At 63.7% G+C, this 24,285-nt stretch carries 23 protein-coding genes; 17 read left to right on the forward strand and 6 right to left on the reverse strand.

Annotated elements, in window-relative coordinates; translation table 11 throughout:
* Positions 1-127 precede the first annotated feature (127 nt).
* On the forward strand, positions 128-871 hold the full coding sequence (locus tag NK8_RS21700) for a hypothetical protein (RefSeq protein WP_213231032.1): 744 nt from the start codon (positions 128-130) through the stop codon (positions 869-871).
* Positions 872-903: 32 nt separating this feature from the next.
* Here NK8_RS21700 and NK8_RS21705 read toward each other — a convergent pair whose 3' ends face one another.
* The 3 genes from NK8_RS21705 to NK8_RS21715 are packed head-to-tail and all read right to left on the reverse strand — an operon-like array spanning position 904 to position 3,918.
* Positions 904-1,824 carry an alpha/beta hydrolase fold domain-containing protein gene (locus NK8_RS21705; RefSeq protein ID WP_213231033.1) on the reverse strand — a complete coding sequence of 307 codons (921 nt, stop codon included), beginning with the start codon at positions 1,822-1,824 and terminating at the stop codon, positions 904-906.
* A gap of 7 nt (positions 1,825-1,831) precedes the next feature.
* On the reverse strand, positions 1,832-3,328 hold the full coding sequence (locus NK8_RS21710; protein ID WP_213231035.1) for a GMC family oxidoreductase: 1,497 nt from the start codon (positions 3,326-3,328) through the stop codon (positions 1,832-1,834).
* Positions 3,325-3,918: an isochorismatase family protein gene (locus tag NK8_RS21715; RefSeq protein ID WP_162068839.1), complete on the reverse strand. Its 594-nt coding sequence runs from the start codon at positions 3,916-3,918 to the stop codon at positions 3,325-3,327. Before NK8_RS21715 ends, NK8_RS21710 begins: the two co-directional genes overlap by 4 nt.
* A 182-nt stretch (positions 3,919-4,100) precedes the next feature.
* Here NK8_RS21715 and NK8_RS21720 point away from each other — a divergent pair, with 182 nt between their 5' ends.
* Positions 4,101-5,009, forward strand: coding sequence for a LysR substrate-binding domain-containing protein (locus NK8_RS21720; protein ID WP_162068840.1), 909 nt, complete (start codon positions 4,101-4,103; stop codon positions 5,007-5,009).
* A gap of 9 nt (positions 5,010-5,018) precedes the next feature.
* Here NK8_RS21720 and NK8_RS21725 read toward each other — a convergent pair whose 3' ends face one another.
* Positions 5,019-5,321: a hypothetical protein gene (locus NK8_RS21725; RefSeq protein ID WP_162068841.1), complete on the reverse strand. Its 303-nt coding sequence runs from the start codon at positions 5,319-5,321 to the stop codon at positions 5,019-5,021.
* 408 nt (positions 5,322-5,729) lie between these two features.
* Here NK8_RS21725 and NK8_RS21730 point away from each other — a divergent pair, with 408 nt between their 5' ends.
* Entirely contained in the window at positions 5,730-6,869 is a 1,140-nt protein-coding gene (locus NK8_RS21730; RefSeq protein ID WP_162068842.1) for a porin, read from the forward strand.
* Positions 6,870-6,895: 26 nt separating this feature from the next.
* Here the strand turns inward: NK8_RS21730 and NK8_RS21735 are convergent, their stop codons facing one another.
* The gene (locus NK8_RS21735) at positions 6,896-7,912 is read right to left on the reverse strand and encodes an ABC transporter substrate-binding protein (RefSeq protein ID WP_213231037.1); all 1,017 of its coding nucleotides are present in this window, start codon (positions 7,910-7,912) and stop codon (positions 6,896-6,898) included.
* A 128-nt stretch (positions 7,913-8,040) separates the two neighbouring features.
* Between NK8_RS21735 and NK8_RS21740 the strand changes: the two genes are divergently transcribed.
* From NK8_RS21740 to NK8_RS21805, 14 genes are all read left to right on the forward strand, one after another.
* Positions 8,041-8,997, forward strand: coding sequence for a LysR substrate-binding domain-containing protein (locus NK8_RS21740; protein ID WP_213231039.1), 957 nt, complete (start codon positions 8,041-8,043; stop codon positions 8,995-8,997).
* Between the two features lie 236 nt (positions 8,998-9,233).
* Positions 9,234-10,274 carry a tripartite tricarboxylate transporter substrate binding protein gene (locus NK8_RS21745; protein ID WP_213231041.1) on the forward strand — a complete coding sequence of 347 codons (1,041 nt, stop codon included), beginning with the start codon at positions 9,234-9,236 and terminating at the stop codon, positions 10,272-10,274.
* A 31-nt stretch (positions 10,275-10,305) separates the two neighbouring features.
* Complete coding sequence (locus tag NK8_RS21750; protein ID WP_213231042.1) at positions 10,306-11,160, forward strand: amidohydrolase; 855 nt, start codon at positions 10,306-10,308, stop codon at positions 11,158-11,160.
* An 80-nt stretch (positions 11,161-11,240) separates the two neighbouring features.
* On the forward strand, positions 11,241-13,277 hold the full coding sequence (locus NK8_RS21755) for a tripartite tricarboxylate transporter permease (protein ID WP_213231044.1): 2,037 nt from the start codon (positions 11,241-11,243) through the stop codon (positions 13,275-13,277).
* A gap of 27 nt (positions 13,278-13,304) precedes the next feature.
* Positions 13,305-13,835 carry a carboxymuconolactone decarboxylase gene (locus NK8_RS21760; RefSeq protein ID WP_162068848.1) on the forward strand — a complete coding sequence of 177 codons (531 nt, stop codon included), beginning with the start codon at positions 13,305-13,307 and terminating at the stop codon, positions 13,833-13,835.
* A 40-nt stretch (positions 13,836-13,875) separates the two neighbouring features.
* The gene (locus tag NK8_RS21765) at positions 13,876-14,865 is read left to right on the forward strand and encodes a LysR substrate-binding domain-containing protein (RefSeq protein ID WP_162068849.1); all 990 of its coding nucleotides are present in this window, start codon (positions 13,876-13,878) and stop codon (positions 14,863-14,865) included.
* A gap of 129 nt (positions 14,866-14,994) precedes the next feature.
* Entirely contained in the window at positions 14,995-15,966 is a 972-nt protein-coding gene (locus NK8_RS21770; RefSeq protein ID WP_213231046.1) for an ABC transporter substrate-binding protein, read from the forward strand.
* Positions 15,967-15,988: 22 nt separating this feature from the next.
* Positions 15,989-17,014: an amidohydrolase family protein gene (locus NK8_RS21775; protein WP_213231048.1), complete on the forward strand. Its 1,026-nt coding sequence runs from the start codon at positions 15,989-15,991 to the stop codon at positions 17,012-17,014.
* 24 nt (positions 17,015-17,038) lie between these two features.
* Entirely contained in the window at positions 17,039-17,884 is an 846-nt protein-coding gene (locus NK8_RS21780) for an amidohydrolase (RefSeq protein ID WP_213231050.1), read from the forward strand.
* A gap of 18 nt (positions 17,885-17,902) precedes the next feature.
* Entirely contained in the window at positions 17,903-18,760 is an 858-nt protein-coding gene (locus tag NK8_RS21785; protein WP_162068853.1) for an HpcH/HpaI aldolase/citrate lyase family protein, read from the forward strand.
* The gene (locus NK8_RS21790; RefSeq protein WP_213231052.1) at positions 18,760-20,310 is read left to right on the forward strand and encodes an acetolactate synthase large subunit; all 1,551 of its coding nucleotides are present in this window, start codon (positions 18,760-18,762) and stop codon (positions 20,308-20,310) included. The genes NK8_RS21785 and NK8_RS21790 overlap by 1 nt, the downstream gene beginning before the upstream one ends.
* A gap of 31 nt (positions 20,311-20,341) precedes the next feature.
* A complete protein-coding gene (locus NK8_RS21795; protein ID WP_213231054.1) occupies positions 20,342-21,226 on the forward strand; it encodes a phosphate ABC transporter substrate-binding protein in 885 nt (294 codons plus the stop codon).
* Between the two features lie 135 nt (positions 21,227-21,361).
* Positions 21,362-22,486: an MFS transporter gene (locus NK8_RS21800; protein WP_301549890.1), complete on the forward strand. Its 1,125-nt coding sequence runs from the start codon at positions 21,362-21,364 to the stop codon at positions 22,484-22,486.
* A gap of 540 nt (positions 22,487-23,026) precedes the next feature.
* Positions 23,027-23,290, forward strand: coding sequence for a DUF4148 domain-containing protein (locus NK8_RS21805; RefSeq protein WP_213231058.1), 264 nt, complete (start codon positions 23,027-23,029; stop codon positions 23,288-23,290).
* 7 nt (positions 23,291-23,297) lie between these two features.
* On the opposite strand, the gene NK8_RS21810 is transcribed toward NK8_RS21805, so the two are convergent.
* A complete protein-coding gene (locus tag NK8_RS21810) occupies positions 23,298-24,092 on the reverse strand; it encodes a hypothetical protein (protein ID WP_213231060.1) in 795 nt (264 codons plus the stop codon).
* Positions 24,093-24,285: the final 193 nt, after the last annotated feature.

Below are 24,285 nucleotides of genomic sequence, written 5' to 3' on the forward strand. Positions count from 1 at the left end.
GAATTCGAACGTACCGGAATGCGTTGCTACAATGGCGCGCCATTTGGCCGGCGCACGAAGCATTCGCGATCCGGACTGCCATTTTTATCTTGCCGCGAGCGCAAGCTTTCAAAACACCAGAACAAGCATGAAACACGTCATCGCCCTTTCTGCACTCACACTTTCCCTGGCCGCATGTGGCGGTGGCGGAGGCGGATCGGATAACGCGCCAGCCGCACCCGAGCCGAACGCCGCTCAGGGACTCTACGCAGGGAACGACGCGAACAACAACGCGGTAGGCGGGGTCGTGCTCGATTCGGGCGTCTTCTATTTCGTGTATGCGAACACGGCGACCAACGCACTGGGTCTGGTGCAGGGCACGGGTTCCGCATCGCACGGCACTTTCCAGTCCGACAACGCGCGCACCTTCGACATCAGCGGCAAGGGCGCGAGCGATACGCCCGTGATTGCGGGCTACAACGCGAAGAACAGCATGCAGGGCGCGATCTACATGAGCGCGGCGAAGCAGAGCAGCATCAAGTTCAACGTGCTCTACGACGCCGCCTACGAGCGCCCGATCTCGCTGTCCGCGATTGCAGGGACTTACTCGGGCTCGGCTGGATCGACGAAGGGTGGCGAGACCACGAGCTTCACGATCGGTCAGGACGGGGCGATCAAGGGCGCAGGTTTGAGCGGCTGCACGTTCAGCGGCACGGCCAGCCCCCATGGCACCACGGATGTACTCGACGCCACGATCACGTTCGGTGCGAGCCCGTGCGCGTACCCGGGCGCGACGCTGACGGGCGTCGTGTTCTTCAGCAACAATGAGATCGTCGCGGCGCTGACCTTGCCCGACCGGTCGGACGCCTTCGTCGTCGGCGCGGTCAAATGAAGTCGTGACGGCAATGGGCGGCTACGTGGCGTTCATGCGTGGCTGCCCATGTGCCGATGCAGAAAATCGGCCGCAAGATCGAGCGCACGCCGCGCCGCTTCCAGTTGCTCGACGCTCTGCTGAAACACGTGATGCATGCCGGTCCATTCCTGCAACGTCACGTCGTGGCCGCCTGCATGCGCGCGTTGCGCGTAGCGCAAGGCGTCGTCGTAGAGAATCTCGTCGGCGCCGACCTGAACGAGCAGCGGCGGCAGACGGTCGGGCACGGCGAAAAGTGGGGACGCGCGCGGATCGCTTGCCGATGCATCGCCCGCATAACCGAGCGCGGCGGCGCGCAGGGCCGATTCGTCGAGCAGCACGTCCGCCGCTGCGCGCTCGCGCATGCTCGCGCCGCTGAAGGTCAGATCCGTCCACGGCGAGAACACCACGGCGGCGCACGCCTTGTCGGTGTGCGCCAGCGTTGCGAGCGTCAGACCGCCGCCTGCCGAATCGCCGATCACGCCGACTTTGCCGAATCGACTGTGCAACCGTTCGACGGCGGCAGCCGCGAGATCGATCGCGACAGGCAACGCCGATTCGGGCGCAAGCGGATATTCGAGAATGTACGTCGTGCGCCGCGCCCGCGCCGCGATCTGGCTGACGAGGCCGCGATACGCGGGCGCGGTGCCCATCACATACGCGCCGCCGTGCAGGAACAGCAGGGCCTGATTGTCGACGGGATGCGCGGGGACGCAGACCCAGCCCGGCAGCGCGGCATCGGTCGATGGATGCAGCGACACATCGGCGAGCGGCGGCGTCGTCGCGAAGAACGCATCGTAGGCGACGCGTGGCGCGGCCTTCGCGAGCGGCCCGGACCAGAAGCGCCGGAACATCTCGTGCAACGCGGGCAGGGCGTCGCGGTCGGCGGGCGACAACGGAAACACTTCGTGCGTCAGGTCGTTTTGCGTGGCCATGTCGTCCTCACGGTGCGGCGAACACGCGAGCCGCGATGTGCTCGGCGATCATCATCGTCGTCAGATTGGTCGGCGCGCTCGGGATGCCGGGCATGATCGACGCATCGACGACCATCAGTCCGTCGATGCCATGCACGCGGCCTTCGCTGTCGACGACGCCGTCATCGCCCATCGGCACGGTCGAGGCCGGATGCGCGTAGGCGTCGAGATTGCCGAGAATCACCGGTTCGAGATCGGCGTCCGTCACCGACGCGCCCGGCGTCATCTCCTGCGCCACCGTCGCCGAAAACGCCTTCGAGCGGCCGATGCGCCGCGCGATTTTCACGCACTCGATCATGCGGCGGCGATCGCGCGCGGTCGTCAGGAAGTTGTAGACGATCTGCGGCGCGCTGCGCGCATCGCGGTCTTTCAGCCGCACATAGCCGACCGATTCGGGCTGCGTCACCGATGCCGCCAGCACGAGCGCGCCGCCCGTAGGCGATAGCGCCGGATCGAAGAGATGTGTCGCGGAGACGTGCAGGTCGAGGTCGCCGGGCGTCGCTTCCGACGAAGCCGTCCACAGGATCGCGCCGGCTGCGGGAAACATGCCGTTCGCGCCGGGTTTCAGCGCGTAGACGTTGTAGTAGAACGGATGCTCCTGCAGGCGCTCTCCGACGGGCAGATCGGCCATGACCGGAATGCCCAGTTCGCGCAGATGCGCCGCCGGCCCGACGCCCGAGCGCATCAGGATCGCGGGGCTGCCGAACGCGCCCGCGCAAAGAATCACGGTCTGCGCGCGCCAGGCGACGCCGTCCGTATCGAGCACGCCGGTGGCGCGGCCTTCGTCGAACAGCACGCGGTCGATTTGCACGCCGCCCCTGACCGTGAGGTTGGGACGCGCGCGCACGGCGTCATCGAGGAACGCGATGCCCGTATTGATGCGACGCCCCGAAATCACGTTGAGCGGATACGGCGACACGCCCGCCTGTTCGTCGCCGTTGAAGTCCTCGATATAGGCAAAGCCGCATTCGAGCGCGCCGTCGACGAACGCGTTCACGGCGGCCGTCAGCTCGTCGCGACGCCGCCGGCGCACGGGCAGCGGGCCGTGACGTCCGCGATGGCGATCGTCGCCGTCGGGCGTATTCTCGATCGATTTGAAGCAGTCGAGCACGTCGTCGAAGGACCAGCCCGCGAGGCCGCGCGCCGTCCACTTCGCGAAGTCGGCGGGGCGCGCGCGCATCGCGACGGCGGCATTCACCGTCGAACATCCGCCGAGCGCCTTCGCGCGCAACGCCGCGATCGTCGGTCCGCCTTCGACCACCGCGCCGCGATAACCCCAGTCGTGCTGCGCGTCGCCGCCCGCGTGATCGGCGTTCCAGAGCACCTCGGGAAACAGGTTCGGCCGATACGCGTTGCCCGCTTCGAGCAGCAGCACGCGGCGCGCCGCCTCGCCGCTGAGCCGGTTGGCGAGCACCGCGCCCGCCGACCCGCCGCCGACGATGACGATGTCATGGGTCTCGTTCATCGCGCGAACCCCTGCGCGACCTGGCCCATCAGCGTGGCGAACGGCATGTCGAGCGCGGCATAGACTTCGAGCGCTTTCGGGTCGGCGTTGTCGGCCATGATTTCCACCATCAGGGTCGCGTAGTCGGACACCTCGATGCCGAGCGCGGTCAGGCGCGCGAGTCCCGCTTCGTGCTTGTACGCGCTGAAGGTGCCGCACGCGTCGAGCGCGACGACCGGCTGATAGCCTTCCTCGCGCGCCGATATCGCCGGCAGCGACGCGCACACTTCGAAGCTCAGGCCCGCGATGATCAGATGATCGCGTTGCGCCGCCTTCACCTTTTCGACGAAGCGCGGCTCGTCCCATGCGTTGACGGTCGAACGGTCGAGGATGTCGGCATCGCCGAGCGCCGCGCGCAGTTCGGGAATCGTCGGTCCCCACATGCTGTCGCGCGCCGTCGTGACCGCGATCACCGGCAGGCCGAGCGCCTTCGCGGCCTTCGCGAGTCCGACCACGTTGTGCTTGAGCTCACCGACGCCGATATCGCGCACACCGGTGAAAAGGCCGACCTGATGATCGATCAGCAGCACGGCGGTGTTGTCGCGGGTCATGCGCGTTCTCGCTTGGGCCTTCATCGTCGTCTCCATGGGTTGGACACTGCGGAGCTTAGACGTCTGGCCGCGCGAAACAAGGCGTCGCCAATGGACGCTGCGTGCAACGAATTGGACGATCGGCGCGCGAAGCGCCGGATGACGCCGTGTAACATGCAACCATGCCATCGGGAATCACGCACATGCTGGATCTCAACGACATGTACTACTTCGTGCAGGTGGTCGATCACAAGAGCATCACCGCCGCCGCGCGCGCGCTCGCGCTGCCGAAATCGACCCTCAGCTATCGCGTGAATCAGCTCGAAGCGCAGCTCGGCGTGCGCCTCATCAATCGCACGTCGCGCCAGTTCGCGGTGACGGAGATCGGCGCGGAGTTCTATGTGCATGCGCGCTCGATGCTTCAGGAAGCGCTCGCGGCGGAATCGGTGGTGCGTCAGCGCATGGTGTCGCCAAGCGGCCTCGTGCGGATCTCTACCGCCGTCGCGACCGCGCAGTTCGCGCTGCGCGGGCTGTTGCCGCGCTTCTGCGAGCGCTTTCCGAAAGTGCGGCTCATGGAGCGCCTGTCCGATGTCGAAGTCGATATCGTCGCCGAAGGTTTCGATATCGCGATCCGCGCACATAGCCAGCCGTTGCAGGATTCGACGCTGATCCAGCGGCCACTCGCGCCCACGCCCTGGATGCTGTTCAGCAGCCCGAATTTTTTCGACGGCGCGAAACTGCCCGAGCAGCCGGAGGATATCGCGGAGCGGCGTTCGCTGTTCATGCTGCGCGAAGGCGTGCCCTACGAATGGACCCTGCGTCGCGATGACACCGTGCACACGGTGCGGGTCTCGCCGGTGCTCATGACGAGCTGCATGCTGACGCTCAAGGATGCGGCCGTCGCGGGACTGGGCATCGTCGCGCTGCCCGGTTATGTGTGCAGGGAAGAGCTTGCCGACGGCCGCCTGATGCGCGTGCTGCCCGCGTGGACCTGCGGCGATGCGCAGCTCACCGCGCTGGTGCCGTACGGGCAGAACCAGTTGCCGTCGGTGCGTGCGCTGCTGGACTATCTGGTGCTGGAAGTGCCGCCGGCCGTTTCGATCGAAGGATGATCGCGACGCTCACACCGGATCGAATACCACCGCGCCGCGATCTTCGAAGTATGTGGCGCGACGCAGGAAGCGAAATACCTGACCGGCGATCTCGATCCTGTTCCGGCCGAGCCGCGTGCAGTGCAGAATTTCCTTCGCGACCGACGCTGCGATGGTTCCGCGAAACATGAGCGCGCTCTGTTTGCCGGATACCTTGCCGATGTAGATCGCGCATGACGCATTGCACTCCTGCATCATGATGATGCTCTCCCCGACCTGCAACGGCAGTTGCAGGTATTCAGCGAAGTCCACCAGTGAGTCGTGCGCTTTCATGGAACGATTCCGAAAGGGCCTTCGATCAGACCTGCCGTCAGTTATCCAAACTGTTTGTTCTGAACGCCGTTTGTCGCTGCCTTGAGCAGCAGCCGTTGCAACCGGGAATCGAAACAATCGGGGCCGATCCGCGCGCTTCGCTCGATACACCGGTTCGACGAGGCGGCGTCAGGGCATGGTACGCGCTTTGGCGTGTTCATGCAGCGAATCTTGCGCGCGTCCGATCCCGGCGGGAATACCTCACGAGCGACATTAACCGTTTCCTCAACCCGCACGCCGATTTTTTCAATTTACCTGCGGTATGGCGCTGGCAGAATTTCAGTGCGTTACAAATACACAGAAAGACGTACACGACAGATGCGCGATAGACGCACGTCGTGATCTCATGGCAAGGAGACAGACAAGATCATGAATTACAAGGCTGTAGCGTGTGCGTGCATTGCATCGATGTGCGTTTCGACGTCGTGGGCGCAGGATGACGAGGAGGGCACACCGCCCCCGAAACCTCTCGGTGCGAGTTCGGTGACGCTCTACGGTCTCATCGATCAGGGCCTGGAGTTCGTCAACAACGTGGCGACCGGCAAGAACACGACGGCGAACGGCTGGCGCACCGGAGACGGCACGGCGACTTCGTACTTCGGCTTTCGCGGCAGCGAGGATCTGGGCGGCGGCGTCAAGGCCATCTTCGACCTGCAAGGCGGTTTCAGTCCGACCACCGGCGCATCCAGACAAGGTGGACGCCTGTTCGGACGGCAATCCTATGTAGGTATCGATGGACGGTACGGGCGGCTGACCTTCGGCCGGCAATACACGATGCGGTTCTTCGGCATCTCCTTCATCAACCCGTTCGGCACGGGCGCGCAGGGTCTCACGACGCTGGACAACGGCATTGCGAACGCGCGTGCCGATAACTCGGTGAGCTATCGGTACTTTCTCGGCGATTTCGAAGCCGGCGTGAACTACAGCTTCGGTCGCGATGCCGTCGACGGCAACAGCTCTGTCGCCACGAATTGCCCGGGGCAGACCTCGCCGTCGAATCAATGCCGCGAGTATTCGGCGCTGCTCAAGTACGAAGGACATAGCTGGGGCCTGGCCACATCCTACGAACGCAATTACGGCGGCACCTCGAAGACGTGGGGCGGTCTCACATCGCCTGATCTGACGGACAGTCGTTTCACGCTGGGCGGCTACTTCATGATCTATCAGGCCAAGTTCGGCGTGGGCTGGATCAAGCGCGTGAACGAAGGCATCGCCACGCCGCGCAGCAATCTGTTCTGGGTGACGGGCACCATTCCCGTGACGCCTTTCTTCCACGTCGATGGCATGCTCGCGCAAATCAAATACGAGCACTCGCCGAACAAGGCGCTGATCGAGGTCTTGCGCGGCGAGTATCTGTTATCGAAGCGCACGCTGCTGTATCTGACCGGCGAGCACATTCAGAACTCGGGCAATCTGGCCTTCGCGGCGACCACGCTCTCGCCCGTGCCCACGCCGCCCGCCGGCGGGGCGCAGATCTCCATCATCGCGGGAATCAGACATACGTTCTGAGTCGCGCGCGGCCGCGGCGGAGAAGCTCACGCAATCAGCTTCGCCGCGGCCTGTGCCGCCGACATATCGGCTACATCGGAGAACGGCTGCTTGCGCCTGAGGCTCCCCAATCCGACGTACATGTCCTGCTGATAATCGATGTCCGCGCGGCTCAGAGACAGATCGCGCGAATATGGCCGCTGCATTTGATTGAAGTCCCAGGTCGCCCGGGCCGATGCCGCGTCAAACTTCTTCTGCGCGTGCTTGCGCGCTTCGAAGAACGCGTCGCGCGATGCGGGTGACATCAGGTAATCGTAGAGCGAGCCATATGCGGCCATCACTGCGACGAGTCCCTCGTGCTTCGCGCGGATCGCGGTATCGGACGCGTAGGCCGTCTGGAAAATGCAGTGCGGCAGCGCCTGCCACATGTTTCCCTCGCCGAGGACCACGAGGCCGTCCTTGTCGTTCAGATGCGAGATGCTGGAACAGCAGGCGTCGGCCTCGCCGTTGACGACGGCTTCATGGCACTGGTCGTTGCTGCCTTTGTCGACGAAATCGACTTGGGATGCATCGATACCTTTCTCTTTCAGCAGTTGCAGCATCAGCGTATGCAGCAGGCCGCCGTCCGGACCCACCGCGACGGTCTTGCCCTTCAGATCGGCGAGCGTCGTCGCGCCGTCTGGTTTTGCAAAGACCGTCAGCGCACACTTTTTCATCCCTGCGCCGACGATCTTCACGCGAGCGCCCTGCGCGATGCGCGGCAGCACCATGTTGTAGCCCGAAACCATGCAGACATCCGCGCTATCGGCGGACACCGCATCGAACGGACCCGTCACGCCCGGCACTTCGACGATGCGCGCATCGACACCGAATCTCCTGAAGTACCCGAGTTCGTCCATGAGCACGTTCAGCGTCGCGTTCTCCAGCCCCGGATTGCTGACGATCCGAAGCTGGCTTGCGGCCGCCCGCGCGAGAAAGGGCGCGGCGAGTCCACCCGTCGCGATGCTCAAACCGAGAAGGCTCGCGCCGCGCAGGAAGCGCCGGCGGTTGATGGTGCGTGTCATCGTCTGTCTCCGTGCGCCGGTCTGGCCGGCTATCTGCCCCGGATTGTGGCGACACGACGTGCGCCGGTCGATTGAGTAAAATGGCCGTAAGCTTAACGAGTTGGTAAAACCCTGAAGAGGCGCGCGACGTGTCGGAACTCGACTGGTACTTGCAGATCAACCTGAAGGCGCGACATCTGCGCCTGCTCGTGACGATCGACACGTATCGCAATCTGAGTCAGGTCGCCGAAGTCACGCACGTCACGGTGCCGGCCGTGTCGAAATCGCTGGCCGAGCTCGAACGCGGGCTCGGGCTCACCTTGTTCTCGCGCACCGCGCAGGGCCTGATTCCCACGCCCTACGGCGACTGTCTGATCCGTCACGCGCGCTCGATGCTGACGATCCTCCACCAGGCCCGCGACGAGCTGAAGGCGCTGAGTTCGGGCGCGGAGGGGAAGGTTCACATCGGCATGTTGCCGGCTTCTGCTTCGGTGCTGCTGACGCAGGCGCTGAGCCTGCTCAAGCAGCGCTCGCCGGGCACGAACGTGACGGTCATCGAAGGCACGACGGGGTCGCTTCTGCCCGAACTCTGGCAAGGGCATCTCGATCTCGTCGTCGGCCGCCTGCCGCCGCCGGATACGCTCGGCAGCTTCGAGGAGAAAGAGCTTCTCGAAGAGCCCGTGACGCTCGTGACGGGCCGTCAGCATCCGCTGGCCCGAAGGAAAACCCTGACATGGGCGGACCTTCATCCGTATCCGTGGATTCTTCCGCCGGTCGGCTCCATCCTGCGCGATCCGCTGGAACGCGCACTCGAAGCGCACGAAGTGCCGCTGACGAACAACTACATCGAAACGCTCTCGGTTCACGTCGTGCGCGCGCATCTGCAAGTATCCGATTGCATCGCCGTGATGGCCGATACCGCCGCCAACGACGCCACGCAGCCGCAACCGCTCCACACCCTTCCGCTGAGCCTGCCGCGCCTGCTGCGGCCGGCCGGCGTGCTCTGGAACCGCGTGCGCGGGCTGACGCCCAGTGCCCGGCTGATGGTTTCCTGTCTGGAAGAGGCCGCCGGGCGTCTCGCCGAGAAAGGACAGGGCACGCGCTGATCGCGCGTTTCCAAAGCCGCTTCTGAAGATTCCCCATTGCAGATTCCCTCCTGCAAGCCTTAACCATTTGCTCAAGTCCCCGGCGCTTTTTCTCAATTGACCCATTCTGTCGCGCTGGCAGAATTTCATTGCGTTCACTCGAATATGAACGGCAGCGCGATCCACCATGGGGACGGTTCTGTTGCCATGGGCCCAGAGCATGGATCGTGCATCAGAACACGGAGACAGGGACGACCATGAATTACCGGACCGCAATCTGCGCTTGTGCGGCGCTGTTCAGTTTCGCCGCGACGGCGCTTGCCGGGCCAGCGTCCAATCAATCAGTCGAACAGTTCTATAAGGGCAAGGCGTTGACGCTCGTCGTCAGCGCGGACGCAGGCACGCCCACCGACATTATCGCGCGGCAGTTCTCGCGCTTCTTCGTCAAATACGTTCCGGGTCATCCGAAAGCCATCGTGATGAACGTGGTCGGCGCGGGCGGCATGGTCGCGGCGGCCTCGCTCCAGTCCAGACAACCGAGCGACGGCACCGTCATCGGCTTTCTTCAGCGCAACAATCTCTATATCCCACTGCTCGATCAGCGCCAGAACCGCTTCGATCCGCGCAATGTCAGATGGCTCGGCAGTCTCAACAAGGTCGAATACTGCATCGTGTCGATGACGCGCTCGGGCGTGACCACGGCCGACGATCTCACCCGCAAGAAGATGTATATCGGCGCGACCGGTTTCGCGAACGAGGACAGAACGCTGCCGGCGCTGCTCGACGAATACCTCGGCGCGAAGATGAGCATCGTGCCCGGCTACACGGGACGCGGCGAAGTGTATCTGGCGATGCAGCGCGGCGAAGTCGACGGCTGGGCCTCCACCATCGACGGGCTTCAGCAAGGCGAGCCGGTACGCATGCTCGCCGACGGCAAGATGAAAGTGCTGCTGCATCTCGGCTGGAAGAGTCCGGCCGCCTACGCCGACGTGCCGAACCTGAGCGCCTACATCACGAAACCCGAAGTCAAGGCGCTGTTCAACCTGTTCCTGCTGCCGTTCCAGGCGGGCCGCCCGATAGCGGTGCCGAAGGACGTGCCGCAGGACCGTCTCGACGCGCTGCGCGACGCGTTTGCGAAGACCATCGCGGACCCGGATTTCATCGATGCGATCAAGCAATCGGGCTATCCGGTCGATCCCATCGACGGGAACGCGGTGGAACAGATCGTCTCCAGGCTGTATGCGACGCCCGAGCCGCAGCTCGAGGATGCGCGCAAGCTCATCTTCAGTTCGCACTGAAGGACAGAACATCATCACGAGGTCACATCACATGACGCCCGAAATCATCGACATCCATCCCCACATCATCTCGACGGACACGGATCGTTATCCGATCGCGCCGCAGCACGGACATCGCTCGAAGTGGTCCGCCACGCGCCCCGTGACGTTCGAGCAGATGATCGCGGAGATGGATGAAGCCGGCGTAGCGAAGGCTGCGATCGTGCATTCGTCGACCACGTATGGCGCCAACAACGCATACGTGGCCGACAGCGTCGCGCAGGACCCGAAGCGCTTCACCGGCGTCTATTCCTTCGACCTGCTGGCGCCTGACGCACTGAAGACGTTCGACTACTGGCTGGCGCGCGGCATGGGCGGCATTCGCCTTTTCACCGGCGGCGCGACGCATCAGAGCGATGGCAGCTGGCTCGTCAATCCGGCGACCTTCCCGATCTGGGAGCGCTGCGCGGAGATCGGCATGACGATGGCGGTGCAGACGACGCCCGATGGTCTCTCGATGGTCGCGGAACTGGCCGAGCGCTTTCCCAAGGTGCGGATCGCGCTCGATCACTGCGGCCGTCCCGACATCGAGGATGGCCCGCCGTATGCACGCTGCGCGGCGCTGTTCGCGTTGTCGAAGTACGACAACGTGTACATGAAGATCACGCCGCGCACCTTCGATCTCGCACAGGCGGCCCCGGGCGGTGCGCAGCCCTTCTTCGAGCAATTGGTGAAAGTGTTCGGCGCCGATCATCTGGCGTTCGGTTCGAACTATCCGGCATCGGCTGGCCCGCTGAAAAAACTGATCGAGCAGGGGCAGGCCTGCTTCGCGACTCTGAGCGACGACGAGCGCGCGTGGGTCTGGGGCCGCACGGCAAAGGTCCTGTATCCGATGCTCGCCGACTGATTCCGGCTCGACACGTTCGATCCGCGTTGGACCTACTACAGTGCAAGCCTACCGAGCTTGCCATTCAATCAGGATGACGCATGGAATTCTTCAACGATGCAACGCTGCTGGCGGCAGGCCATGCGTTGTCGACGCTGCTTCAGTTCAACCGCCTGATCTTCCTCGTATTCGGCGTCGTGGTCGGACTGGCGATCGGTTTGCTGCCCGGCATTGGCGGGCTCACGGGCTTCGCGCTCCTCGTGCCGTTCACGTACACGATGGACCCGTACGCCGCCTTCGCGATGCTGCTGGGCATGGCGTCGGTGATCACGACTTCGGACGTGATTCCCGCCGTGCTCTTCGGCGTGCCCGGTCACGCCGCATCGCAGGCGACAGTGCTCGACGGCCTGCCGATGACCAAACGCGGCGAGGCGTCGCGCGCGCTGAGCGCATGCTACATGTCATCGTTGATGGGCGGGTTGATCGGCGCGGTGATTCTCGCCGTGTCGCTGCCGCTCGTGCGGCCTTTCGTGCTTTCCATCGGCACGCCGGAAATGCTGGGGCTGACGATCTTCGGCGTCTCGATGGTCTCGGCGCTCTCGGGCAACGCCCCGCTGCGCGGTGTCGTCGCCGCGTGCTTCGGGATTCTGGTCGGCATGGTCGGAACCAACGTCGCCACGGGGCAAATGCGCTGGACCGGAGACATCCTTTATCTGCAGGACGGAATTCCGCTCGTGCCGATCATCCTCGGCATCTTTGCGCTGCCGGAGTTGTGTGAGCTGGCGATCCGCCGGACCGCCATCGCCCAGAACATGCAGTTCACATCGCGGCAGGGAATGCGGCAAGGCGTCGTCGACAGCCTGCGAAACTGGTTTCTCGTGCTTCGTTGCGGCGGTCTGGGCGCGGTGCTCGGTGCGGTGCCGGGCATCACGGGTGCGGTGACGGACTGGATCGCCTACGGCCACGCGCTGCAGACCTCAAAGGGCGCGAAGCAGACCTTCACCACCGGCGACGTGCGCGGCGTGATCGCGCCCGAAGCGGCGAACAATGCGCGAGAGGGCGGCAGCCTGGTGCCGATGCTCTCCTTCGGCGTGCCGGGCGGCGCGGCGCAGGCCATCCTGCTCGGCGCGATGATGGTGCACGGGTTCATTCCCGGCCCCGACATGCTGACCAAGCATCTCGACTTCACCTATTCGATGGTGTGGTCCATCGCGCTCGCCAACATCTTCGGCGCCGGTTTGTGCTTTTTGCTCAGCGGGCAGTTCGCCAAGGTTTCCACGCTGCGTTACACGCTGATTCTGCCGGTCATCATGCCGGTCATCTATGTCGGCGCGTTTCAGGGTTCGCGCAGCTGGGGCGACCTCTTCGTGCTGCTGATCGCCGGGGTCATCGGCTGGACCATGAAGCGTCTGCGGTGGGCGCGTCCGCCGCTGATTCTCGGTCTCGTGCTCGGCGTGCTGATGGAGCGCTATATGTCGATCTCCTTCGTGCGCTACGGCACCGACTGGCTGACGCGGCCCGTCGTGATGGTCCTGCTGATCCTCGCCGCACTCGTGTTCTTCAAGCCGCTGTTCAATGCGTTGCGCACCGGCGGTTTCGCGCATCTGCGTCCGAGCGGAAAGATCGTGCTCAAGCGCGAGGATCTGGTCTATGTGTTCTTCATCTGCATCGGGCTCTACATGCTGGTGACGGCGCAAGGCTGGCTGCTCATGGCCCGGATCGGACCGACGGCGGTGGCGAGCATTCTGGTGGTCGCGGCGAGCATCAGCCTCGCATACAAGATCTTCGTGATTCCGGCGCAGGCAAGCGCGGCGCACGCGGGCGGCGGCATTCACATGGACGTCGCCGCGGACCACGGCGAAAAGCTGTCGAACACGGTCGTCCTGCGGCGGGCAGCAAGGTTCTTCGGCTGGTTTCTCGCGTTTCTCGCCTGCATGTCGGTGATCGGCATGATCCCGACCGTGCCGCTGATGATCGTCGCCTATATGCGGATCGAGGGACGCGAGCCGTGGCGTCTGAGCGTGATTCTCGCAGTGTGCGTGACCGCGTTCCTCTATCTGGTCTTCGACCAGATCATTCACATTCCCTGGCCTGACAGCTTCCTGGGGCAATGGATTCCCGCCCTGCGAGGCGCCTGAGAACCCTCTTGAGTGGAAAGAAACAGCATGTCGAACGACCGACTCGAACGAATCGACGCAGAACGCGCGAGCGATGCACAAAAGCAGGTCATCGCGCGGCTGGGCGAGGGGCGTGGCCGAATTCCCACGCCGTTCAACATCTGGCTGCATAACCCGCGTCTGGCCGAAGGAATGGAAATCATCGGCACGCATGTCGATCGTTCTCCGGTGCTGAGCGAGGCGGAAAGCGAAGTCGCGATTCTCGCGACGGCGGTGTTCTGGAACGCGCCGTATGTCATCGCGAACCATCGGCGGCACGCGCTGAAGTCAGGCGTGCCGGAACCGGTGGTGACGGCCATTCTGGAAAAGCGGCGACCCGAAACGGACGACGATCGCTTCGGCCTGATCTGCGCAGCCGTCTGCGACCTGCTCTCCGGCGGGGCGATCGACGATGCCCGTTTCGCACGGTACGAGGCCGCACTGGGCCGCGACGTGATCGCCGAATTGCTCGTCACGGTGGGCTATTTCACTTCGATTTCACTCGGCATGACCTTGCACGCGCTTCGGCCCAAGGACTGAGGGGCGCGGACAGATCGACAAGGCGTGGGAGGGACATCACGTGTCAGGGCTGGACTGGTATCTGCAAATCAACCTGAAGGCGCGGCATCTGCGCCTGCTCGTGACGATCGATACATATCGCAATCTGACTCAGGTGGCCGATGTCACTCACGTCACCCTGCCGGCGGTATCGAAGTCACTTGCCGAACTCGAACGCGGCCTCGGACTCACGCTTTTTTCGCGCACGGCGCAGGGGCTCGTGCCGACGCCATACGGCGATTGCCTGATCCGCCATGCGCGCGAGATGCTGACGATCCTGCATCAGGCGCGCGACGAACTGAAAGCGCTCAGTTCCGGAACGGAAGGCAAGGTGCATATCGGCATGTTGCCGGCGTCGGCCTCCGCGTTGCTGCCGCAGGCGCTGAGTCTGCTCAAGCATCGCTCGCCCGGCACCAACGTGATGGTGATCGAAGGGACGAAGGCGTCCTTGCTTCCGGAACTCTGGCAAGGCCGTCTCGATCTGGTCGTGGGCCGTCTGCCGCCGCCGGATACGCTCGGCAGCTTCGAGGAAAAGGAGCTGCTCGAAGAACCGGTGACGCTGATGACCGGCCGTCATCATCCGCTCGCGCGCAGAAAGAGCCTGACGTGGGCGGACCTGCATCCGTATCCGTGGATTCTGCCGCCACCCGGTTCGATCCTGCGCGATCCGCTCGAACGCGCGCTCGAAGCGCATAACGTGCCGCTCACGACCAATTACATCGAGACGCTCTCGGTTCACGTCGCGCGCGCGCATTTGCAGATCTCGGATTTCATCGCGGTCATGGCTGGCACGCCCGCCAACGACACCACACAGCCGCTTTGCACGCTTCCGTTGAGCCTGCCCAGGCTTCTGCGGCCGGCCGGCGTGCTGTGGAATCGCAATCGCAGCCTGACGCCCAGCGCGCAACTGATGATCGAGTGTCTCGAAGAGGCTGCGCGGCAGCTACGGCCGGACCACGACGCGACGGCGCAAGGGACGCCGAAGTCTTCGAAGCCGCATCGCATTAACTGAACCGTAATGCCTTTACCGGATGGTTAACAGAGGCGCGGCTTAATTCAATAGACGGGTGATAGGCGCGGGAAGATCATGACGTCAACGAGATGACCCGTGCAGACAGGCTACTTTCCCAAGGAGACTAAGTTGGCAAACAAGCTTCACCTCAAGCTCGCGATTGCCGAGCATCCGCACACCTCGGCCATTCGCGACGGCTCGATTCCCATCGAAGGTGTCGATGCCGAGTTCGTCACGGTCCAGCCGCAGATCGGCGCGTTTCGCCGCATGGTGCGTGACGTCGAATTCGACGTGTGCGAACTCGCGCCGACGACCTACATTATCGCCCGTGCATACGGTGCGCCGTTCGTCGCGCTGCCCATCTTCGTGGTGCGCCGCTTTCACCATTCCGGATTGCTGGTGCGTCCGGACGCGGGCATCAAGACGCCCAAGGACCTCGAAGGCAAGAAGGTCGGCGTGCGCGCTTACTCGGTGACCACCGGCGCATGGACGCGCCAGGTGCTGATCGACGAATTCGGCCTCGATCCGTCGAAGGTGACGTGGGTCGTCGACGACGAGGAGCACGTCACGCAGCTCAAGCTGCCGCCGAACGTGATTCACGCACCCGAGGGCAGCTCGCTCGCGGACATGATGGCCAAGGGTGAACTCGTGGCGGGTTTCCACGGCAACGCCGGGATCGGCCGCACGGGCGCGCCGACCGGCGGCTGGCGGGAAGTGGAAGCCGATTACCCCGATCTGTTCCCGAACGCGGATGAGCTGGAGGCCGAGTACTACGCCCGCACCGGCGTGTATCCGATGCACGGCACGATCGTCGTGAAGGATTCGGTGCTGGCCGAGCATCCGTGGGTCGCCAAGTCGATCTACGACGCCTTCGACAAAGCGAAGAAAGACTGGCTCGACAAACTCGACGCGGGCGAACTGAACGACAAGAAGAACCAGAAGTATCTCGAGCTGCGCAAGATCGTCGGCCACGATCCGCTGCCGTACGGCATCGAGGAAAACCGCAAGACGATCGAAGCGCTCGAAGCCACCGCGTTCAAACAGGGCCTGACGCCGCGCCGCATGTCGATGAGCGAGCTGTTCGTCGATCCCCGCGTCTAAATTCATACGGAAAGCCAGCAACATGATCATCGATTGCCACGGTCACTTCACGACCGTCCCTGCATCGTTTCGCGACTGGCGCGCGAAACAGATCGACTCGGCCAACGATCCGGCCAACGCGCCGCCGCTCTCGGGCGCGCATGTCAGCGATGACGACATCCGCGAAGGCGTGGGCAACGGACAGTTGCGCCTGCAGAAGGAACGCGGCGGCGACCTCACGCTGTTCTCGCCGATTGCCGGTCTCATGAGCCATCACCTCGGCAACGAGCGCACGAGCCTCGAATGGGCCGAGGTGTCGAACGACCTCGTGCGCCGCGTCTGCGATCTGTACCCGGACAACTTCGTGCCGGTGTGTCAGTTGCCGCAGTCGCCGCTGGCGCCGCCGAAGAACTCGGTGGCCGAGCTGCGCCGCTGTGTCGAAGAGATGGGTTTCGTCGGCTGCAACCTGAATCCCGATCCGAGCGGCGGCTACTGGACCGGCAAGCCGATGACCGACCGCGAGTGGTATCCGCTCTACGAAGCGCTGTGCGATCTCGACGTGCCGGCCATGATCCACGTCGCGGCATCGTGCAATCCGTGTCATCACGGCACCGGCGCGCATTACCTGAACGCAGATACCTCGGTGTTCATGCAGTTGCTGCAGGGCGATCTGTTCAAGGACTTCCCGACGCTGCGTCTGGTCATTCCGCACGGCGGCGGCGCGGTGCCTTATCACTGGGGGCGTTATCGCGGCATGTCGCTGGAGATGGCCAAACGTCCTCTCGAAGGGCTGTTGAACAACGTTTTCTTCGATACCTGCGTCTATCACCATCCGGGCGTGGAACTGCTGACCAAGGTCGTGCCGACGAGCAACGTGCTGTTCGGTTCGGAGATGATCGGCGCGGTACGCGGGCGCGATCCGAATACGGGCCAGTACTTCGACGACACCAAGCGCTACCTCGACGCATGCACGGCGTTAAGCGGTGCGGATCGCCACGCGATCTTCGAAGGCAATGCGCGGCGCGTGTATCCGCGGCTGGACCAGCATCTCAAGGCCAAAGGACTGTGATTCGACGAGAGTTGAACGGACACCATGAACATCATCGACATTCATCCTCATATCATCTCCGATGACGAGAAGCGCTATCCGCCCGCGCCGCTCTTCGGCAAGCGCTCGGACTGGTCGCAGGAAAGGCCCAATACGGTCGAGGCATTGATCGCGGCGATGGACGAAGCGGGCGTCGCCAAGGCAGCGGTCGTGCATTCGTCGACGACGTACGGCTTCGACAACAGCTATGTCGTCGACGGCTGCAATCAGTACAAGCACAGGCTCATCGCCGTGGGTTCCGTCGACATGCTGGCCGACGACGTGCCCGCGGTCATCAAGGGCTGGGCCGACCAGGGCCTGGCGGGTCTGCGCATCTTCACCGGCGGATCGACCAAGGATTTCGATCCCAGCGAACTCGATAACCCGAAGTCGTTCAAGGCGTGGGAGATGCTGGCCGAGCTGAAGCTGCCCATGTGCATCCAGACCGGACCGGTCGGCTTGCCGCAAGTACGCATGCTCGCCACGAAGTTCCCGGCGGTGAACATCATTCTCGATCACCTCGCGCGTCCCGATGTGCTCGATGGTCCGCCGTATGCCAACGCCGCCAGCCTGTTCGAGCTCGCCGATCTGCCGAACGTCTATATGAAGCTCACGCCGCGCATCTTCGGCGACGTGAAGAAAGAGAAGGCGAGCGCCGCGACTTTTTTCCCGCGCGTGGTCGAGGCCTTCGGTGCACAGCGCCTGGCGTGGGGTTCGAACTTCCCGACTTCGCCCGGCACGCTGAGCGAGATTCTCGCGACGGCCGGGCAAGGGCTCGCGTGCCTCGGCGAGGAAGACCGCGCGTGGATTTTCGGCAAGACCGCGCAGACGCTTTATCCGGCTTTGAGCTGAGAAAAAAGAGAGATCACCATGTCCAACATCCGCCTGAACAGCATCATCCGCGCCTTCGAATCGGGCAAGGCCGCGCACGCCGCGTTCGCCAAGCTCGACAAGCAGACCGCCATCGAGATGAGCGATTCGCCTTATGACGGCATCGTGTTCGAAATGGAGCACAACCCGTATGACGTGAGCGCGCTCGGCGACGCACTGCAGTACATGCTCAGCCGCAAGCAGATTGCCGAGTCCGGATCGGTAGCGGCCAAGGTGACGCCGCTCGCGCGCATTCCCGCGAACGGCGCCGAGATGAACCAGAGCTTCGCCAAGCAGGTGCTCGATCGGGGCGCCTATGGCGTGATCTGGCCGCACGTGGCGACGGTCGAGCAGGCGTATAACGCGGTCGCGTCGTGCCGTTATGCGCGTCCGAAAAACGCGCCGCTCTACGAACCCAGGGGCGTTCGCGGCGATGGCCCCGCGAATGCGGCGCGCTATTGGGGCCTCTCGATGCAGGATTACTACGAGAAAGCCGATGTGTGGCCGCTCGCCCCGCAGGGCGAAATCCTCGTCGGGCTGATGTGCGAGAGCACGCAGGCAATCGAAAACCTCGATGACATCCTCGCCAACGTGCCGGGCATCGGCTTCATTCTGATCGGCGAGGGCGATCTCAGCCAGGAACTCGGGCTGCCGCGTCAGTACGAGCATCCGGAAGTCGTCGCCGCAATGCGTCAGATCGCGGAGACCTGCCACAAGCACAAGGTCGTGGTCGGCAATCCGCATGTCACGGCCAAGAATCATCGCCGCTTGCAGGAGGAGGGTTATCGCTTTCTGATGTCGGCGCCCGCGCGCACCTACGGCGTGGTCGGTCTCGCACGCGAACTGGCGGGTTACTGATGAACGGCGCCGAAAGTCTCGTCGCGACGCTGGTCGGGCAGGGCGTGGACATCTGCTTCGCCAATCCGGGCACGTCGGAGATGCATTTTCTCGCCGCGCTCGGCAACAATCCGAAGATGCGCAGCGTGCTGTGCCTCTTCGAAGGCGTGGCCACCGGCGCCGCCGATGGCTGGTACCGGATGAAGGACACGCCCGCGTCGACGCTGCTGCATCTCGGGCCGGGCCTGGCGAACGGACTTGCGAACATCCATAACGCGAAGCGCGCGTCGTCGGGCATGGTCAACGTCGTCGGCGAGCATTCGGTATCGCATCTCAGGTACGATCCGCCGCTGACCTCCGACATCGAAGGTCTGGCGCGGCCGCTGAGCCACTGGGTGCGCCGCGCGGAATCGCCGGACACTATCGCGTGGGATGCGGCGCAGGCTGTCTCGAAGGCGAGCGAGCATCCGGGACAGATCGCCACGCTGATCCTGCCCGGCGATACATCCTGGCAGACCGTGACCGCAACGCCCGCCGTGTTGCCGGTTCGCGCCGAAGCGCGCAAAGCGCCGTCCGCCGCGCGCATCGAGCACATCGCGCGCGCGCTGCGCTCGGGCGAGCCGGCGCTGATCGTCCTCGCGAACAAGGCGACGCGCGGCGCGGCCCTCGAGAAGGCGGGCCGCGTGGCCGCCGCCAGCAACGCCACGCTGGGCTCGCAGTTCTTCACCGCGCGCATCGAACGCGGCGCGGGCCGGGTGCCGCTCGCGCGCATTCCGTATGCGGTCGCGCAGGCCACGGCGTTCCTCGAGGACTTCAGGCACATCATCACCGTCGAGACGCGCGAGCCGGTGGCCTTCTTCGCGTATCCAGACAAGCCGAGCCTGCTCAAGGCGGAAGGCACGCTCGTGCATACGCTCGTCGAAGCCGATGAGGATAGCGAACTTGCTTTCGACATGCTCTTGCAGGCACTCGGCGCGAGCGGCGCGGCGCCCGTTCTCCAGCCGCGCATCGAGACGCGGAAGCCGACCGGCGCGCTCAACCCGACGAGCATCGCTCACGCACTGGCCGCGGCGTTGCCCGAGCATTGCATCGTCGTGGACGAGTCGCTGACGACGGGGCGCGAGTCGATGAGCCTGACGATGGGCGCGCTGCCGCACGATCTCATCAACAACATGGGCGGCTCGATCGGTTATGCGACGCCCGTCGCTACCGGCGCGGCGCTCGCGTGTCCCGACCGGCGCGTGTTCTGCATGGTCGGCGACGGCAGCGCGATGTACACCATTCAGTCGCTCTGGACGCAGGCGCGCGAGGGGCTGAACGTGACGACCATCATCTTCGCGAACAACAGCTACGCGATCCTGAAGGCGGAGTACGCCAACATGGGCGCGGGCGCGCCGGGTGAACGCGCGCTCTCGATGATCGATATCGACAAGCCGAGCATCGACTGGCTCGCGATGGCGAAGAGCATGGGCGTGCCGGCCGTGGCCGTCGAGACGGCGGAGAGTTTCCACAAGGCGTTGGTCGATTCGGCGCGCGAGCCGGGTCCGAGTTTGATTGAGGTCAGGCTTTAATCAGAAAAGCTAAGCAAAAGGAGTAAAAACCATGACAACGACGCAGACGACCTTGCGCGTCAACCTGGCCGACTACGCGGTGACCAAAGCGATGCGCGAAGGCCGCGTGCGCTCGGACCTCGTGACGCTCGACTACTGCGGTCCGACGCCCGCGCACAACGGTTTCAAGGCGATGGTGCGCGAGAGCAGGTTCGACGCCGGTGAACTCGCGATCGTCACGTTCCTGCAGGCGAAGGCGTACGGAAAGCCGTACGTGCTGTTGCCGACGCCGATTTCCGGACGTTTTCAGCATCACTGCGCCGGGTACAACATCGATTTCGGTCATCTCGATCCGAAGGACATCGAAGGCAAGCAGGTCGGCGTGCGGACTTACACGCAAACGACCGCGCTGTGGATTCGCGGCATCCTGCGCCACGAATACGGAGTCGATCTCGACAAGGTCACATGGATGACGCTGGGCGACGGCCACCTCGCCGAGTACAGCGATCCGCAGAACTGCCAGCGCTTGCCGGCGGGTTCGTCGATTCCGCAGATGATGCTCGACGGGCAACTCGCGGCCGCGCTGCTCGGCGAGGACATGCCGAAGGACGAGCGCGTTCGCACGCTCGTCCCCGACGCGCATGCCGCCGCGAAGGACTGGTTCTCGCGTACCGGCGTGGTGCCGATCAACCATATGTTCGTGGTGCACGAGAAGCTGTCGAAGGAGCGGCCCGATATCGTTCGCGAACTGTATCGGATGATCGTCGAGAGCCGTGCGAGCGCGGAGAGCGTGCCTGCGGTGTTTCCGCCGATCGGGCTTGAGGCGAACCGGAAAGGGCTGCAACTGGCGGTTGACTGGGCGCTCGATCAGAAGATCATTCCGCGCCGCCTGTCCGTCGACGAACTGTTCGACGATGTCACCGGTTCGCTCGGATAAGCGCCAGGAATGACGCCTTCACGCGATTCGTCATCGTCGTCCGTGGAGGCGCGCATCGATGGAACCGCGCTGCTTCGCCACGCGCCGCTGACGCGATTTCTCATTGCTCGCTTCGGGTCGATTTCGGCGCAGCAGATGCTGATGCTGGCAATCAGCTGGCACATGTACGACCTGACGTCGAGCGCGTGGGATCTGGGCCTGGTCGGGCTCTTTCAGTTCGTCCCCGGGCTTGCCACGACGCTCGTCGCTGGACATTGCGCCGACCGGATGCATCGCGGACGGATGGTCGCGGCCTGTCTCGCGGTGCAGGCCGTCATCGCGACGCTGCTTGTCATCGCGACGCTCGGGCATGCCATGACCCGCGACGTGCTGCTCGGGCTGTCGCTCGCGCTCGGCGCGATCCGGCCGTTTCAGATAGCGGGGCAGCAGGCGCTCCTGCCGATGCTCGTTCCGCAGAAACTGCTCGCGCGATCGATGGCGCTCGGCACCGTGGTTCAGCAAACGTCCGTCATCGCCGGTCCCGCGATGGGCGGGATGCTGTTCGCGGTCAGTGTGATCGCCGTCTATCTGACCAGCGCGGTGCTCTTCTGCATCAGCGCCGTGATGTATGCATGGGTCCGTTACGACTACGTTCCGCCGCCGCGTGAACCTGTCACGGCGAATACGATTCTCGCGGGACTGCGTTTCATCTGGGGCAATCCGCTGTTGCTCGGCGGCATCTCGCTCGATCTGTTTGCGGTGCTGTTCGGCGGCGCTACCGCGTTGCTGCCGGTCTACGCGAAACAGATTCTGCATGTCGGGCCGCAAGGCCTCGGGTTGCTGCGTTCCGCGCCGGCGGTGGGTGCGCTATGCGTCGGTCTCTTTCTCTCCCGACGCGCCATCGTCAGCGGAGTCGGCAAGAAGCTGCTGATTGCCGTCGCCATTTACGGATTCGCCATCGTCGGCTTCGGACTGTCCCGGTCGTTTTCGGTCTCGCTGTTGCTGCTGGCGATTTCGGGCGGCGCCGACACGATCAGCGTGATCGTACGGCAGACGCTCGTTCAACTGGAAACGCCGGATCGCATGCGCGGACGGGTCGCCGCCGTGAACACGCTGTTCATCGGCGCGAGCAATCAGCTCGGCGAATTCGAGTCCGGCCTGACGGCTGCGTCGTTCGGGGTCGTGGGTTCGGTGGTCGTCGGAGGCTGCGCGACGATACTCGTCAGCCTCGCATGGAGTCGTCTGTTCAAGCCGCTCGCGAGACGCGATGCGTTGCACTGAATGACTTGAGGGTTTCGTTAAGGCATCGGCAATTGATCTCAATGGACCGAAGCAGCGATGACCCCGATGATGACGGTAAGCCTTCCCGGAGTTGATCATGCGAGTCTGGACCTTGAACCTGCTGCGGCGATGCAAGTCATCGCTTGGAGTGCTGAGCGATATTCACGGCTTCGTCGATTTGAGCGGCGCTCAGCGTAATGCGAGACGGTCATGAGACAGCCGACCACATCGCTTCGATATCTCGTGCATGACTGGCTCGGCGCCGTCGAGAGCATGCGTGTCAGCAGGCCGGCTCGCTCGCAGCGCATGCCATGGCGCGCCGTTCGTATCGAAGTCGCGCGCTCGTCCGCTGCTTTTGCGATCGTCTTCTTCCGCCATGGCGATGGGTCATGGTGCATCTATCCACCCGCGACCTTTCCGCCCGCGACGAGATTGTTCAGAACATAGCATCCCTGAATTGTTGCGACGCACACTCTTCATGCCTTGATAACTAGGCGTTTTCCCCTAGTATCCCTGTAAGGATTACTGGGAGGCGCTGACATGAAAGCGTTCATCAAAGCAGTCGTTGCATTGGTCTTTGCGGCGCCGGTCGTTTCGTACGCTCAGGGAGACGGCCAGTCCCTTACGCGCGCGCAAGTCCGCGCGGATCTCGTTCAGGCCGAAAAATCCGGCTACAGCCCAACCGCATGGGCCGACTTCCCGGATGGCGAAGTACAGGCCGCGAAATTCCGGCTGGCATCGCAGAAGGCGGCTGCGGCGAAAGCATCCGGCCGTACGTCACAGCCCGGTGATATCGCCCGGTAGCGGCCGCTCAGGGCACGCGTATGAACGGGTTGTTCAGCAGGGGCGAATCCTGAAAGCGACTCGGCGCGTTTTCACGAAGGAACTGCTGAATCTGGCTCGACGTGCGCGACACCTTGATCTCGCTGATCATCGACAAGGTCGCGCCGGGCGGGATCGTCACGCTCTGGTTGATCAGCGGATTGAAGCCCACGAAACTGACGACGGGAAAAATCGTGACCTCGCCGAACGAGTTCTGCGGCGCTGGCAGAATTTCCGTGATCGAACGATTCGTGATGACGGCCACCGTCGTGCCGACGATATCCAGCCCGCTGTAATCCGGCACTTCGAGATTCGACTGACTCGGTTTATAGCCGAGACCGCTCATCCATAGCTGCACGGGCGCATTGCTCTTGTTCTGGATGTCGACCTTTTCGGTCAAGCGGGATCTGAGCGTTCCGGCGGTGTCGCCGTCGACGGTATAGACGATGCCGCCCAGCACCGTGCCTGAAAGGGCGCCTGTGCCGTAACCCAGAATAGGGCCTTGCGCGTGTATCTGATTGGTCGTGACATGCGCGTCCGCGTGCATGTGTCCGAGGTCGATAAAGGTCGAAGGGCCGGATGGATAGATCAGGATTCGCCGGCCGTCGACGTTCCATTCGAGCGTTCGGACGAGCTGCACGGGATCGCTCGGCAGATTCAGGTTATAGATAGGATCGTCGCGCGTGACGGTGAGCGTCGAGTTGTTGTTCGAGGTGCTCACGGCGTCGGCCAGTGCGAGGGCGGGAATGGCCAACAGGGCCAGAAGAATCGTTAGCGCGCGCATGGCAACCTCCATCGACCTGTTCCAAACGAAACGTTAGTACACCGATGGCAAACTGCAAGGTGAGCGCGAATCAGTCCGATCGTGCGTGAGTTTTTGATGCCCTTGCAAGCGGTTTGGCACGAACGTCCGTCGCGCGCTCTGAATGCGGTTTGACAGAGTCTGGACTAGTCCAATCAAACGGCCTAAGTTCGAA

Source organism: Caballeronia sp. NK8, assembly GCF_018408855.1.
Lineage (GTDB): Bacteria > Pseudomonadota > Gammaproteobacteria > Burkholderiales > Burkholderiaceae > Caballeronia.

Excerpts from the sequence above, each read along its gene's own strand:
- NK8_RS21700 (WP_213231032.1), top strand. The coding sequence starts at position 128 with ATGAAACACGTCATCGCCCTTTCTGCACTCACACTTTCCCTGGCCGCA.
- NK8_RS21705 (WP_213231033.1), bottom strand. The coding sequence starts at position 1,824 with ATGGCCACGCAAAACGACCTGACGCACGAAGTGTTTCCGTTGTCGCCC.
- NK8_RS21710 (WP_213231035.1), bottom strand. The coding sequence starts at position 3,328 with ATGAACGAGACCCATGACATCGTCATCGTCGGCGGCGGGTCGGCGGGC.
- NK8_RS21715 (WP_162068839.1), bottom strand. The coding sequence starts at position 3,918 with ATGACCCGCGACAACACCGCCGTGCTGCTGATCGATCATCAGGTCGGC.
- NK8_RS21720 (WP_162068840.1), top strand. The coding sequence starts at position 4,101 with ATGCTGGATCTCAACGACATGTACTACTTCGTGCAGGTGGTCGATCAC.
- NK8_RS21725 (WP_162068841.1), bottom strand. The coding sequence starts at position 5,321 with ATGAAAGCGCACGACTCACTGGTGGACTTCGCTGAATACCTGCAACTG.
- NK8_RS21730 (WP_162068842.1), top strand. The coding sequence starts at position 5,730 with ATGAATTACAAGGCTGTAGCGTGTGCGTGCATTGCATCGATGTGCGTT.
- NK8_RS21735 (WP_213231037.1), bottom strand. The coding sequence starts at position 7,912 with ATGACACGCACCATCAACCGCCGGCGCTTCCTGCGCGGCGCGAGCCTT.
- NK8_RS21745 (WP_213231041.1), top strand. The coding sequence starts at position 9,234 with ATGAATTACCGGACCGCAATCTGCGCTTGTGCGGCGCTGTTCAGTTTC.
- NK8_RS21750 (WP_213231042.1), top strand. The coding sequence starts at position 10,306 with ATGACGCCCGAAATCATCGACATCCATCCCCACATCATCTCGACGGAC.
- NK8_RS21755 (WP_213231044.1), top strand. The coding sequence starts at position 11,241 with ATGGAATTCTTCAACGATGCAACGCTGCTGGCGGCAGGCCATGCGTTG.
- NK8_RS21760 (WP_162068848.1), top strand. The coding sequence starts at position 13,305 with ATGTCGAACGACCGACTCGAACGAATCGACGCAGAACGCGCGAGCGAT.
- NK8_RS21775 (WP_213231048.1), top strand. The coding sequence starts at position 15,989 with ATGATCATCGATTGCCACGGTCACTTCACGACCGTCCCTGCATCGTTT.
- NK8_RS21780 (WP_213231050.1), top strand. The coding sequence starts at position 17,039 with ATGAACATCATCGACATTCATCCTCATATCATCTCCGATGACGAGAAG.
- NK8_RS21785 (WP_162068853.1), top strand. The coding sequence starts at position 17,903 with ATGTCCAACATCCGCCTGAACAGCATCATCCGCGCCTTCGAATCGGGC.
- NK8_RS21790 (WP_213231052.1), top strand. The coding sequence starts at position 18,760 with ATGAACGGCGCCGAAAGTCTCGTCGCGACGCTGGTCGGGCAGGGCGTG.
- NK8_RS21795 (WP_213231054.1), top strand. The coding sequence starts at position 20,342 with ATGACAACGACGCAGACGACCTTGCGCGTCAACCTGGCCGACTACGCG.
- NK8_RS21800 (WP_301549890.1), top strand. The coding sequence starts at position 21,362 with ATGCTGATGCTGGCAATCAGCTGGCACATGTACGACCTGACGTCGAGC.
- NK8_RS21805 (WP_213231058.1), top strand. The coding sequence starts at position 23,027 with ATGAAAGCGTTCATCAAAGCAGTCGTTGCATTGGTCTTTGCGGCGCCG.
- NK8_RS21810 (WP_213231060.1), bottom strand. The coding sequence starts at position 24,092 with ATGCGCGCGCTAACGATTCTTCTGGCCCTGTTGGCCATTCCCGCCCTC.